Below are 13,207 nucleotides of genomic sequence, written 5' to 3'. Positions count from 1 at the left end.
CGCCATGAGCGAACGAACGACTTCTGCAAGCTGGGCGATGGGGATTGTCAAAGCGCTGGAGATGGACGGCCTGGATTGCCGGGTTCTGTTCAAGCAGCTGGGGCTCGACTACGCGGCACTGGATGATCCGGATGCACGCTTCCCGCAAGATTCCATGACACGGCTGTGGCAACGCGCGGTCGAGTTGTCGGGTAACCCGGCCATCGGCCTGAACATGGGCAAGGTGGTGCGACCGGCGCAGTTCCATGTGACCGGTTACGCCTTGATGTCCAGCCAGACCCTGGCCGAAGGCTTTCGGCGCCTGGTGCGCTATCAGCGGATCATCGCCGAAAGTGCCGACCTGAGTTTCAAGCTGCTGGAAGAAGGCTACGCGCTGATTCTGACAGTACATGGCGACCATCTGCCGCCAACCCGGCAAAGCGCCGAAGCGTCACTGGCCTGTGCCTTGGCGCTGTGCAGCTGGTTGACCGGGCGTACGTTGCAGCCACGCAAAGTGCTGGTGCAAGGCGCCGAGCCGGTCAATCTGGAACCCTACAAACAAGCCTTCCATGCACCCCTGGTGTTCAACGCGCCTTACGATGCGCTGATTTTCGAACGCGCGGACATGGAAGCGCCACTTCCTACCGCCAACGAAGCCATGGCGCTGCTGCATGACCGCTTTGCTGGCGAGTACCTGGCGCGCTTTTCCGAGAGCCGCGTGACCCACAAGGCGCGGCAGGTGTTGTGCCGCCTGTTGCCCCAGGGCGAACCCAAGCGCGACACCGTGGCGCAGACGCTGCATCTGTCCCAGCGCACCTTGCAACGGCGCTTGCAGGAAGAGGGCACGAGCTTTCAGGTGCTGTTGGACGATACCCGGCGCGAGCTGGCCGAGCAGTATCTGGCGCAACCGACCATGACCTTGCTGGAAATTGCCTACTTGCTGGGGTTCGCTGATCCGAGCAACTTCTTCCGTGCTTTCCGGCGCTGGTTCGATGCCACACCCGGCGAATACCGGATGCGGCTGTTGCAAGCACCTGAAGCGGTCAATGACGCCAAAATGCCGGAATACACAGCACAAACACAGTGATGATCTCCAGTCGGCCCAGCAGCATGCCGAATGACAGAATCCACTTGGCGGCGTCCGGCAGGGTGGCGAAGTTGCCCGCCGGGCCGATGGTTTCGCCCAGCCCCGGGCCGACACCGGACACGGTACTGGCCGCGCCGGTGAGGGCGGTCATCCAGTCCACGCCGAGCAGCGACAGCAGCAGCGCAATCACGCAGATGGTGATCGCAAAGAAGAACGAAAAGGTCAGGATCGAACGCACGATTTCTTCGTCGAGGCGGTGACCGTTGTACTTCTGCTTGATCACCGCGCGTGGGTGAATCAGCTGGTTAAGGTTGGCCTTGAGCAGGATGTACGCGACCTGGAAGCGGAAAATCTTGATGCCCCCCGCGGTCGAGCCGGAGCAACCGCCGACAAACCCCAGGTAGAAGAACAGCATCAGCGAGAAATTGCCCCACAGGCTGTAGTCCCCCAGTGCAAAACCGGTGGTGGTCACTACCGATGTCACGTTCAGCGCCACGTGTCGCAGTGCGTCCAGCCAATGCAGCTGGGTCGTCCACCAATACCAGGTGCCGAGCACCAGCCAGGTCACCAGCAGCATGCCGAGCAGGCCTTGAACCTGTTGATCCTTGATCAGCGCCCGACGGTTACCCCGCAACGTGGCGACATACAAGGTGAACGGCAGGGCGCCGAGAATCATGATGACGATCGCGACCCAATGCACCGCCGGTTGCGGCCACTTGGCCAAAGACTGGTCGGAGGTGGAGAAGCCGCCGGTGGAAATCGCTGACATCGCATGGTTGATGGCGTCGAACAGGCTCATCCCGGCCCACCAGAACGCCAGGCTGCCGACAATGGTAATGCCGACGTAGGCCGCCACGATCAGCCGCGCCACCATGTGCGAGCGGGGCATGACCTTTTCCGAGCGGTCCGACGATTCGGTCTGGAACAGCCGCATGCCACCGATGCGCAGCAGAGGCAGGATCGCCACCGCCATGCCGATAAACCCGATGCCGCCGAGCCAGTGCAGCAGCGAGCGCCACATCAGGATGCCGGGGGACATGGTGTCCAGGCCGCTGAGTACGGTTGCGCCAGTGGCAGTGATGCCGGACATGCTTTCGAAGAATGAATCGGTGTAGCTGATGTGCTGGGTCAGCAGGAATGGCAGCGCGGCGAAGATGCACACCACCAGCCAACTGCTGACGGTCAGCAGGTACATGTCCCGGGGGCGCAGGTGAATGTGTTCGGGGCGTCCCGGAATCACCAGCGCCAGACCGGCGACAAAGGTGATCATGCTGGCCCAGAGGAACGACGGCAGGTCGCTGGTGCGGTCGAAAATGACCAGCGTGGCCATGGGTACGACCATGGAAATCGCCAGCGTGATCAGGAAGATGCCGATGATGAAACCAATGATCCGTAAGGTCGGCAACGCCATGAGGTCCGCTCGGCTGATAGTGGAAAGGTCGCCATTCTACCCGCGAGGCAGGGCATGTAAACCGGCACCGCTGTGGCAGTTACAGCTAGAATAGCCGCACAATTTTTTCAGGAGGTGGCCGATGCAGGCTCTCGACGCTTTGCTCAACCGTGTTTCCGTTCCACGACTGATTGAACCTGCACCCACTGCCGAGCAGCGCGAAGTGCTGTTTGGCGCCGCCATGCGCGCCCCGGATCACGGTCATTTGCAGCCTTGGCGTTTCCTGACGGTAGAAGGCGCGGCACGCGAGCACATGGGCGAGTTGCTGGCCGAAGCGGCGAAGTTAGCGGACAGCGAAGTCAACGAAGCGGCCATCGACAAGGCGCGCAATGGTCCGCTGCGGGCGCCGCTGGTGGTGGTGGTGATCGCCCGCGTGCAGGAGCACGTCAAGTATCCCAAGTCCGAGCAACTGCTGGCGGCGGGCTGTGCCGCCCACGGGATTTTGCTCGCGGCCTATGCGCAGGGCATTGGTGCGGTGTGGCGTACCGGCGACCTGGCTTACTCGGCGCATGTAGCCAACGGGTTGGGCCTGGCGGAAGGGGAAGAGGTGATTGCATTCCTGTATCTGGGCACGCCGCAGAAAGAACCGCGAGTGGCCGAGAAGGTCGATCTGACCCAGTTCGTCAGCGCCTGGCCAGGCAAGGCCTGATACCCCACATCCAGTGTGGGAGCGGGCTTGCTCGCGAAAGCGGTGTGCCAGTCAACAACCTGGTTGCCTGACACTCCCTCTTCGCGAGCAAGCCCGCTCCCACAGGTTTCAGGGTTGTACGATAGCTCCGGGCACCAACGGTAATTCCAGGCTGGCAATAAACCCGCCCTCCGGGTGATTGGCCAGCACCAGGCTGCCGCCATGCCGCTCCGCTGCTCGCCGGGCGATGGCCAGCCCCAGGCCATGTCCGGCCGCTGTCTGCCCCGGCGCCCGATAAAACGGCTCACCGAGCTGACTCAAATATTCGGCACTGACTCCAGGCCCGTGATCGCGCACGGTCACGACGATCCGCTCACCCTGGCGCAGCGCCTGCATTTCAATCGGCAGGCCTCCCACCGGATTGAAACGCTGGGCATTGCGCAGCAGATTGTCGACGGCCCGTTCGATCATGGTCGGCCAGCCCTTCAGATTCAGTTGCGACTCGGCTTCGAGGTGCACGAGCTGCTCGGGTGAACCGAGTTGTGCATCCTTGTGCACGGTATTGAGCAAGGTATTCAGATCCACCTCTTCGGCACTGGCGTTATCGGAGTCGACCCGCGCCAGCACGAGGATTTCGCTGATCAGCGCTTCCAGTCGGTCGCACTCACGGGTCAGGCGCGGCCAGAGCTGCTCCCGTTCTTGCGGCCCGGCTCGTTCGGCGAGCGCCAGCGCGATACGCAGGCGGGCGAGGGGCGAGCGCAGTTCGTGGGAGACATCGCGCAGCAGTTGTCGCTGACTGCCTATCAGGCTCTGCAGGCGCGCACCCATGCGGTTGAAGTCGTTGGCCAGCACGCCAAATTCGTCGCGACGGTTGGCCAGCTTGACCAGGCTGTTCTGTTGATACGTGGTCTGTCCCAGGTCATGCACCGCTCCGCGCAGACGGCTGAGCGGGCGAGTGATGGAAAAGGTCACCAGCAGGCTAAACAGGGTGAGCACCACCAGGGCGATTCCCAGGGCACTGAGTGGCCAAAGCAGGCTTTCGCGGTGCCAGGCGTCCAGTTCCGGGTGTGGAATGCGGTAGATGAACAGGTAGGTGTCACCGGTTTTTTCGCTGGTGAACTCATCAGTCAGACGTCGCCATGGCAGGCGTCGGTCCTCGTTGTTCTGGCGGGCCTCAAAGGCCGCCGCACGTTTGGGGAAGGTACCGCGTACGACCGGATCGCCGCTCTCGTTGAGCACCTGGACGTCGATGTGATATTGGCGTTTGCGTTGCTGGAGAATGTCCTGGGCGGCGTCTTCGCCCTGACTTTCGTAAGTTTGCGTCCACTGTTCGGCCAGCGTGTTGAGGCCCGGGTGGCGGCTGAGAATCCAGGCGTCCTGGTTGAGCATGTGCCCGAGCAGGATGGAAAGCCCTGCAACCAGAGCGATGGCCAGCCAGAAGCTGGCCAGGATACGCCAGAACAATGAACGCACAGGAAATCCTCGGATAAGCACCAAACCCTGTGGGAGCGGGCTTGCTCGCGAAAGCGTCGGCACATTCGACATAGATGCTGTCTGTCACACCGCCTTCGCGAGCAAGCCCGCTCCCACAGGGGATCAAAAACATCAGACCCAACGGTGTTGAGCCGTTGGGTCCGGGGTCAGCGCATTATTGCGCTTTTTGCGGTTGCTGCGCTTTCCAGGCCTTGAATTCAGCCCACTCGGCGCGACGCTCGGCCTGTTTTTTCTGGATCTCGTCGAATTTCTTCTGTTGATCCGGCTTCAGCACGGCGCGCACGTCGGCTTCGGCTTTCTGGTGCTTGGCAGTCATTTCGTCTTTCATGGCTTTCTGATCGGCTGGCGAGAGTTTCTCCAGGTACTTCTCGACCAGCTGCTTACGCTCATGCATCTGCTCGCCCATGATCTTGCGGATCTGCTCGCGCTGTTCGCGGCTCAGGTCCAGTTGACTGTAGGGGCCTTTACCGTGCATGCCGTGCATCTGACCGCCGTGGCGCGAGCCGTCCATCGGCCCATCCATCGGGCCTGCGCCTTCAGGCATGGCCATGGCAACGGTCGGCAGGGCAGCTGCGAACATCAGAGCGATAAGAGTCTTGCGCATGGTGTATCTCCTTGTCTCGTTCCCGGTACGTTCCGGATGAATGCAGATTACGCAGATCAAGGTCAGCGGCAGTCAGCGAAGCGTAAAGCTTGGGTAAAGATGGTTTTGTGCAGACCTGACAATTCCACCACATCGACGGACTAATTACACTTTGCTCGCCGCAACTCTCCTTTGTGCCAGGTATTACGCTAGCGCGCCTCTTTGAGCTGTGTTGGTCGTTTACGTAGGTAAAATCTGCCTTAATAATTTTGCTCTAGCATATTTTTTTATTGTGGGCAACTGCTTCAGTTGACAGGTTTGTGGTTTTCCGTGGCTTGGTTAGTGTCGGCACTCAGAGAAAGCAGTCGTCATGGCGAAGAACACCAATTTCGATGAGGGAGAAAGGCATGGTTGCGAGAAAGGTATTTGATGAGTTCACCGTAAAGTATGACGATATCCATCGGCAGTACTGGACCAACACGCTTAGTGAAGACAATCTTAAGCAATGGCATGAAGAAAGGCTTAAAACAGTTCTGCGTCACGTAAAAAACAAGTCCGTATTTTATGGTAAGCACTTTAAAGATATTGATGTCGAAGACATCACCCTGGCGAATCTCGCTTCACTTCCTTTTACCACTAAAGATGACTTAAGAGAGGCCGGGCTGGATATTTTGTCCGGCACACTTGAAGACAGTGTTTATTATTATGAAACTACCGGCACGACCGGTCCGGCAACCCCTTGTCCGCGGGATAAAAAAGAAAGTTATGCAAGTAACAAACAACTCGCGATGGCGTACCAAGCGGTGTTGGAGAAACATTTCCCTGCAGAGAAAACTGTTGTCGGCGTCATGGGGCCAACTGAGGTGCATTCCTTCGGCGATACCTTGGGTGATGTATGTCATCAGTTGGGTGTCTGTAACGCCAAAATCTGGCCGCACTCTCCGGTCATCGGCTATCCCAAGACGCTCCAGTTGATGAAGGACTTGCGTATCGGCGTCGTCGCGTCGGCCCCGGGACTGCTACTGGCACTGGCCAAGGAGGCTGAGCGGCAGGGTTTCAACCCGCGCGAGGACTTTCATTTGCGGGCGTTCATGATGAGCGGTGAGCTCTGTACGCCAGCCTTGAAGAACAACTTGTACAGCCTCTGGGGTTGTGAGGCCTACAACAGCCTGTATGGCTCACAAGAAGCGATGATTATTGCCGCTGCCAATACCAGCGACCAACTGATACCCCATCGACTCAACTACATCATTGAGGTGTTGAACCCGCAAACGGGCGAAAGTCTGGGTGACAGTGGTGAAGGGGAGTTGTGCGTCACCATGCTGATCGACGGCGTGAAACCGTTGATTCGCTACCGCACGGGCGATTTGGTCTGCATTCAAAAAGCAGCAAAAAAACCGATTGCCCTGGCGCAAGTAATGAAAGTGGTTGGGCGTGTCAAAGATTCCATGACCCTTAACGGCAAGGCCTTCACAGCTGGCCATATCGAGCAGGCGCTGCTTGAAGGTGTCGAGCAATGCCTAGGTTATCAAATCGTCATCAACTGCGTGAATGGCAGGGATACGGTGATCGCCAAAATGGAAATGTCCAGTTTTTACCGAGGTGATCGCAGCCAATTGACGTTGCTGATTCGTGAACGCGTGCGCGAGCGCCTGGGGGTTGAGGCGACAATCATGATGGTCGATGACCTTGATGACCACGTGAATCTGGGCAGTTGGTTCAGTTGGAAAGAAGCGCGAATTGTCGATCAGCGCAGCCGATAGGCGAGGGCACTGTATGAGTATGTCCGTACAAGTCGTGTCGGCGAAAAGTGAACTTTTCCAGAAAGTGTGTTCTTTAAGGTCTCGCTACATTGGTGACAACCCTGCCAGTGAGGAAAGTTTTTCCGATGCCGAGGCATTGCGCGATACCTACTCGTATCACATGGCTTATCTGGATGGAGACGAGATTGTCGGCGCTATCCGGATAACTCCGTTAGGACATGGCATGAGCTTTGTCGAACGGGTCGTTAATGTGGGGCTTTACTTCGCTCATCCAATGGATTCGTTTGACGCCAATCGTCTGGTGTTGGATGAGAAGTACAGAGGCGGTTTGCACTTGAGATTCTTTCTTCTGCAAACAGCCATTTGGTTGAAGGCCAATACGCAGTTTCGATACATCTCGGCTTTGTGCCGGGGGCGCTTGGCTGCCTTGTATGTCGATATCGGAGGGCATGTTCTGGCCGACGATATTATCTGGGCTAGCTGTCAATCATCACGTGATTACAGTTTGGTTTACCTGGAGTTGGAAACCGTCTTTAACACCATAAAAGGGAAAGTAGCTCATGGATAATTTCTTCAAAGATCTGGATGCCATTGTCGACAGCGGCTGGGCCAAAATCAAAAAAGGTCGCTATTGGAGTCACAGCCTTGAGCAACCGATTACGGTCGAACTTTATCAGCAGGTGATGCTCCAGGTTTACCATTACACCCGGTTCAACTCGATCAATCAGGCAGCCTGTGCATTCAGCGCGGATCCGGGTCAGACGACGCTGCTGCGCTTCGTTTACAAGCACGCACTTGAAGAGTTGGGCCACGAGAAAATGGTCCTTCGTGACCTAGAGTCCATCGCTGCCTTGCCTGCGTCGCTGCCTGCACCGCTTCCTCCCACTCAGGCGCTGATCGCTTATCTGAACGACGTGGCCATTCGCCTGGGACCGATTGCCCGTTTGGGTTACAGCTATTGGGCAGAAGAGGTGTATGGCCACATCCAGCCCATCCTGAACAAGTTCCGCGTAGACCTGGGACTTAAAGATGAGCAGATGACCTTCTTTGTCGCCCATTCGACCATTGATGAAAAGCACTCCGAAGAAGTGCGCCTGGCGATGCAACGCGCGGTGAAGACGGATGAAGAGCGAGCACAGATCAAAGAAGTGGCGAGGGTGACGTTGTACCTAACCGGTCAGTTGCTGGAGGAGTCGCTGCTGGAATATGAACGTCTCGTCGACGCGCCATTGGCCAAGGCATCCTGAACTGATGAAGCTGATCGTCATTGTCGGGTCAAGCCGGTCACACGGGGTCAGCAGTCGGGTGGTGTCGTTGATTCGACGCCACCTGAAAGGACGCGCATCGGTCGAAGATCTCTGGCTTCGCGATTTTCGTATCGACTACTGCGATGCCGATAACGCCTGTTCACACATCGATTGTTCTCTGCCAGACGATGTCGCCGCGATCGTCGATGAAATGGTCAAGGCGGACGCCATTCTGTACTTGCCAGTGATGCATGCCTATGGAACCAACAGCCGTTTCCAAGCGTTCCTGGAGCGGGTGGGGTATGGCTTCATGCGTCCGCGAGAGCGGCCACTGCGAGACAAACTTGCAGCGGTGGCGGTGGTGGGGCGTCGATACGGTCACACGGCGGTATTTGGCCAGGTGGTGCTCAATGTCCTGTTGAACAAAATGGTGTTGGTCGGCTCGGGGTTTCCGGCCACGTTCAACACACAACTGGTTCAGGACCCGGAAGCGGAACAGGCATTGCGGGAAACCCTGGATCGTCTCGTGGAGCACTATCAAAAGTTGAACGAACAACCCCGTCGCGGCGCCGAGCGTTTGCGCCTGCTCAAGCAAGTCCAATTTCAAACGGGATGATGGATAGATGCCTATTCGAGATTCATTGATAGCCGTACTAGTGGCATTCCTGTGGGGGGCACAAGTGACGGCGGTTAAAATTGGCGGGCAAGAGCTTCCGCCTATCCTCATGGTCGCTATGCGCTTCGCCTTGATGGCGGCTGTATTAGTACCTTTTTGCGGAGTCCCAAAACGTAGCGAACTGCTTCAAGTGTTCGGGATCGCTTCCCTGGTGGGGGCGCTTCATTTCGGATTGCTGTATTGCGGTATTTCGCGAGTGGATGCTTCGACGTCTGCAGTCGCTTACCAGTTGGCGACACCTTTCACTCTATTGCTGGCCTTTGCAATATTGGGGGAGCGCATCGCATTACCCGTCGTGGGGGGAATTGTCATCGCGTTGCTTGGCGTGTTGACGGTGTTGGGTGGCGTAGGCAAGGGCGGTGCGTTGTCGGGAATATTGCTGGTGATCGCTGCGGCTTTTGTCTTCGCCGTGGGAACGTTGCTCACCAAGCGCTGGGGACCTTTCAACCCGGTGGCGATAAGCGCGTGGACGGCATTGATTGCTGCGCCGGAGTTGCTGCTTGTTTCGGCTGCGGTAGAGGGGCAGGCGTGGAGTTCTGTCCTGACGGCCAGTCCGACGGCCTGGGCTGCCGTGCTGTATACCGCCGTAAGCGGCGGGCTGATTGGATTTGGCCTGTGGTATTGGCTTTTGGGCAGACACCCTATCCAGCGCCTGACGCCGTTTCTGTTATTGGTGCCAGTGTTTGCGGTCGCGGTCAGCCAGCTTCTTCTGAAAGAAGGTCTGTCGCTGAGCCTTGTTGTCGGCGGTGCGGCGGTTTTTGTCGGTGTCGGGCTTTGCCAGGTCCGCCTGCCGCCCCGGCAGGCTTGTGCAAGCAATAACCCAGCCGATTGATCGGCGAACCCGTTGAGAGGTTATTTTCCATGAAGTGGCCAGGTCAGTTGGTACTGCTCGCCTTGCGTCAGCAAAACCGGTTTCGCTACAGGCTTAAAGTCCGGCGCTGGAAAGCAGGCGTTTATGAGATCGCCTATTTGTACTCGAACGGCCACGAGGCCGGGCCCACCCTGGTGTTCCTCCATGGATTAGGGGCCAGTAAGGATCAGTGGGGGCCGCAAATTTACTCGTTGGTGGACGCTTACAACTGCGTTTTCCTGGACCTTCCCGGTGAGGGGGAATCCTCGTTCGACGGCGTACAAAGCTACAGTCCTGTGGCTCAAGTGGAGCGGTTGAAGGCTTTTTTCGATGCGCAGTCCTTCAAGGACGTCGTATTGATTGGCAGCTCCATTGGTGGCTGTATTGCCTGCCTTTATTCAGCCACTTATCCGGCAGAGGTATCCCGTTTAATCGCAATGGCGCCTGCCGGCTTGCCGGCGGCAAGGCTTAGTCCGGCCATGAGCAAGTTTCTTGAGTCTGGCAAGTATCCCTTTGGCTACCGGACCGTCAGTGAAATGCAGGGGCTTTGGGAGATCGTGTTTACTCGAGTGCCGAAGGTCCCGGCGTTTCTGGCAAAGGCTCTGGCTACCAAGGGTGCGCTTCGCTATGTGCGGGTCGGGAAAATACTGGGGGACTTCAACGGCGCCGGATTGTACCCGCTTCAAAAGCGGCTAGCTGACGTCCAGGCCCGGACCTTGATTGTGTGGGGGAGCAACGATCGCGTGTTTGATGTTTCTTGCCTGGATGAGGTCAACAATCTCCTGCCGCAAGCAAGTGTCTGCATCATTGAGGGCGCGGGGCATGTTCCGTATCTGGAGTGTGGCGAGCAGACCCTGGATGCTATCCAGCGGTTTCTTGCCTAAATGGTGCAGTAAGTTCTGCCTCTTTTTCGAGGTGGCTCTTTGCGTGAACCCGTGTGCAGTAAGCGACTGGAGGTGCGCGGCATGCACCAAGTCGATTCGATAGGCCCAGCAACCGACATGGGTCGCAGCTAAAGCTGAGTTCCGAGCAGCTTCAGGCGTTAGTTAGCGGGCTTCCCTGGTAGCGTCTTTTTTCTTACGGAGTAGTCCGTATGTATTAAAGGACATGTCTGACATACCCCGAACAGAGAATCAGGCAGAGTCGACGCCATGATTACTACCTCTTTCCTCGATACCGCACACAGCTTGGCTGTGCAGTTGGGAACTGCGCAGCATCGTGTGCTATCGGTTAGCTTGCCATGCGACCGCCTGATTGATGGATTCTTTAAATCAATAATTACGCTGATTGAGCCGCTTGCCAGCTTTGGTATCGGCTTGTGCGTTCGACTCTTATCTGTGTGAGTGGTTGGCAAAAATAAAGGAGTTATACCATGAGTGAGATAACTACCCCCGTCAGTGTTCAACTGCACACTGAACGCATGAAATGCGACCCGTTGGCTGTATATCAAGCGGCAGCAAAGGCAATAGGACCTGATCAGATATTTATTCTTGAGTCGCTGTCTGGCCCCAGTCGCGATCGTAAGGCGACTATAATTGGGATGGAGCCATTGCTGGCGGTAAAGATATATGAGGGGTACGCGACACTTGAGGGAAATGACCGGCTGACCGCACATTTAAGCAGTTCGCTGTTGGAACAGGGAATTGTTTTGGACGACAGTGAGCGTGTCAGCATTGATTCGAACGATGCCGTATGGGATTTGTTGCGTGCGTTACAAAAACCTTTTGACGTTCCGCGCCAGCCTAATCCCAGCCTCGCTTTTTTTGGTTACTTCTCTTATGACAGTGTCCGGTTTATCGAAGATATTCCTGACCTGACGGAGCGGACAAATGATTATCCGGTCATTGCCTTGACTGTGTTTCAGACGCTGGTGTATTTCCACGCCAATGGAACTGTGGATGTCATGGTTAACAATAGTTCTCTATGGAAGTTCCGCAGCACCGATGACTATGCATTACTGTTGGCCGATGCCATGGGCATTCCAGCCTCTGAGGCGCCGATTGTTTACCCATCCGTTACGGTTACTCGCGATACAGTGGAAAAAAAGCAGTTTCTTGGCTGGGTCGACAAGGCACTGGAGCACATTCGTCAAGGCGATATTTATCAAATTCAATTGGGTCACGAAGTGCAGATTGACACACCTGTAAAACCCTTTGATGTGTATCGGGCATTGCGCCTAAACAACCCGTCACCCTACATGTACCTAGCCAATTTGGGTGGGGTCGACCTGATCGGCGCCAGCCCTGAACTGTTTGTCCGGATCAAGGACGATCTGATCGAAATGAGACCCATCGCCGGAACCGTGGGGAAAACACCCGGCATACCCTCCAGCGAGTTGATTTTGAGCATGACGCGCTCTGAAAAAGAGCGAGCGGAACACCTAATGTTAGTGGATTTGTGCAGAAACGATATCAGTCACGTCTGTCAGCCAGGATCACTTGAAGTTGATGAGTTGATGTTAGTCGAGGAGTATTCTCACCTCTATCACATGGTGTCAAATGTGCGCGGTTTATTGCGTAAAGGCTTCGATGCATTTGATGTTATTAAGGCGTCATTTCCGGCGGGAACCATGACAGGTGCACCGAAGATTCGCGCGATGCAGATTATCGAAAGTATGGAAAACAGCCGGCGCGGGATATATGCCGGAGCGGTTGGCCTGATCGGATTCGACGGTAGCATCAATACGGCTTTGTGTATTCGGTCAGCAGTTCATAAAGAGGGCACCTATTACTTGAGGGCTTCCGCAGGTGTCGTCGCGGACTCGGCACCTGATAAAGAATGGACTGAAACATTCTACAAAATGAGCTCTGTTTATCGCGCCGTTACCGGAAGGGAGATGCTGTAATGAAAGTTTTTCTGGTTGATGCCTATGACAGTTTTGTATTTATTATCAGTCAGTACCTTGAGCAGTTGGGGCTGGAAACTCATGTAGAGCGTAATGATGTTCCGGAGCTGATTAAAAGGATTGAAGCGTATGCCCCGGATTTTTGCGTACTTGGCCCTGGGCCCGGCCACCCACAGAAAGCCGGTTATATCGAATTAATCCACCACTTTAAAGGGCGCTTGCCCATATTGGGCGTATGCCTTGGACATCAGGCTATTGGCTTGGCTTTCGGTGGCTCGATTATTCGGGCTGCCAATGTCATGCACGGAAAGATCAGCACGATAATTAACGATGGGCAAGGTGTGTACGCCCATACTAATGGCAAGTCGATCAAAGCGACACGCTACCATTCGTTAATTATCGATAACAAAAACCTATCCGAGGAACTGGAGGTGACATCCATCTCAAGTGATGACGGATACATCATGGGGGTTCGGCATCTAAAACATTCGATAGAGGGTGTCCAGTTTCATCCCGAGAGCATTCTGACGGAGGATGGTCTTGGGGTATTCAAAAGTTTTATAGGGCAGTATTGTTGCAAATCAGAAGTATAGGCGACGGACAAC

General features: G+C 56.1%; 13 protein-coding genes. 10 read left to right on the top strand and 3 right to left on the bottom strand.

The features are described from left to right. Window positions 1–4 precede the first annotated feature (4 nt). Window positions 5–1,066: an AraC family transcriptional regulator gene (locus KGA88_RS12350; protein WP_110662383.1), complete on the top strand. Its 1,062-nt coding sequence runs from the start codon at window positions 5–7 to the stop codon at window positions 1,064–1,066. Here the strand turns inward: KGA88_RS12350 and KGA88_RS12345 are convergent. Next, window positions 1,023–2,477 carry a TrkH family potassium uptake protein gene (locus KGA88_RS12345; protein WP_110662382.1) on the bottom strand — a complete coding sequence of 485 codons (1,455 nt, stop codon included), beginning with the start codon at window positions 2,475–2,477 and terminating at the stop codon, window positions 1,023–1,025. The genes KGA88_RS12350 and KGA88_RS12345 overlap by 44 nt on opposite strands. 121 nt (window positions 2,478–2,598) lie before the next feature. Between KGA88_RS12345 and KGA88_RS12340 the strand changes: the two genes are divergently transcribed. Further along, complete coding sequence (locus KGA88_RS12340) at window positions 2,599–3,165, top strand: NAD(P)H nitroreductase (protein ID WP_223591293.1); 567 nt, start codon at window positions 2,599–2,601, stop codon at window positions 3,163–3,165. Window positions 3,166–3,273: 108 nt separating this feature from the next. Here KGA88_RS12340 and KGA88_RS12335 read toward each other — a convergent pair whose 3' ends face one another. Both KGA88_RS12335 and KGA88_RS12330 read right to left on the bottom strand, forming a co-directional pair. After that, window positions 3,274–4,617, bottom strand: coding sequence for a sensor histidine kinase (locus KGA88_RS12335; RefSeq protein WP_110658541.1), 1,344 nt, complete (start codon window positions 4,615–4,617; stop codon window positions 3,274–3,276). Window positions 4,618–4,792: 175 nt separating this feature from the next. Continuing rightward, window positions 4,793–5,242, bottom strand: coding sequence for a Spy/CpxP family protein refolding chaperone (locus KGA88_RS12330; protein WP_110658542.1), 450 nt, complete (start codon window positions 5,240–5,242; stop codon window positions 4,793–4,795). A gap of 386 nt (window positions 5,243–5,628) precedes the next feature. Between KGA88_RS12330 and KGA88_RS12325 the strand changes: the two genes are divergently transcribed. From KGA88_RS12325 to KGA88_RS12290, 8 genes are all read left to right on the top strand, one after another. Further along, a complete protein-coding gene (locus KGA88_RS12325; protein WP_110658543.1) occupies window positions 5,629–6,984 on the top strand; it encodes a phenylacetate--CoA ligase family protein in 1,356 nt (451 codons plus the stop codon). Between the two features lie 13 nt (window positions 6,985–6,997). Then, window positions 6,998–7,552 (top strand): acetyltransferase, encoded by a 555-nt coding sequence (locus KGA88_RS12320; protein ID WP_110658544.1) that lies wholly within the window; start codon window positions 6,998–7,000, stop codon window positions 7,550–7,552. Next, window positions 7,545–8,231: an iron-containing redox enzyme family protein gene (locus KGA88_RS12315; protein WP_110658545.1), complete on the top strand. Its 687-nt coding sequence runs from the start codon at window positions 7,545–7,547 to the stop codon at window positions 8,229–8,231. The genes KGA88_RS12320 and KGA88_RS12315 overlap by 8 nt, the downstream gene beginning before the upstream one ends. 4 nt (window positions 8,232–8,235) lie before the next feature. After that, window positions 8,236–8,847: a flavodoxin family protein gene (locus tag KGA88_RS12310; protein ID WP_223591291.1), complete on the top strand. Its 612-nt coding sequence runs from the start codon at window positions 8,236–8,238 to the stop codon at window positions 8,845–8,847. A 7-nt stretch (window positions 8,848–8,854) separates the two neighbouring features. Then, window positions 8,855–9,739, top strand: coding sequence for a DMT family transporter (locus KGA88_RS12305; protein WP_110658547.1), 885 nt, complete (start codon window positions 8,855–8,857; stop codon window positions 9,737–9,739). Window positions 9,740–9,768: 29 nt separating this feature from the next. After that, the gene (locus KGA88_RS12300) at window positions 9,769–10,641 is read left to right on the top strand and encodes an alpha/beta fold hydrolase (RefSeq protein ID WP_110658548.1); all 873 of its coding nucleotides are present in this window, start codon (window positions 9,769–9,771) and stop codon (window positions 10,639–10,641) included. 488 nt (window positions 10,642–11,129) lie between these two features. After that, complete coding sequence (locus KGA88_RS12295; RefSeq protein ID WP_223591289.1) at window positions 11,130–12,602, top strand: anthranilate synthase component I family protein; 1,473 nt, start codon at window positions 11,130–11,132, stop codon at window positions 12,600–12,602. Then, a complete protein-coding gene (locus KGA88_RS12290; protein WP_223591287.1) occupies window positions 12,602–13,195 on the top strand; it encodes an anthranilate synthase component II in 594 nt (197 codons plus the stop codon). Before KGA88_RS12295 ends, KGA88_RS12290 begins: the two co-directional genes overlap by 1 nt. Window positions 13,196–13,207: the final 12 nt, after the last annotated feature.

Source organism: Pseudomonas sp. A-R-19 (assembly GCF_019956575.1).
Classification (GTDB): Bacteria; Pseudomonadota; Gammaproteobacteria; order Pseudomonadales; family Pseudomonadaceae; genus Aquipseudomonas.
Note: the sequence above shows the minus strand (reverse complement) of the source record. Positions and strands in the feature narration are given on the sequence as shown.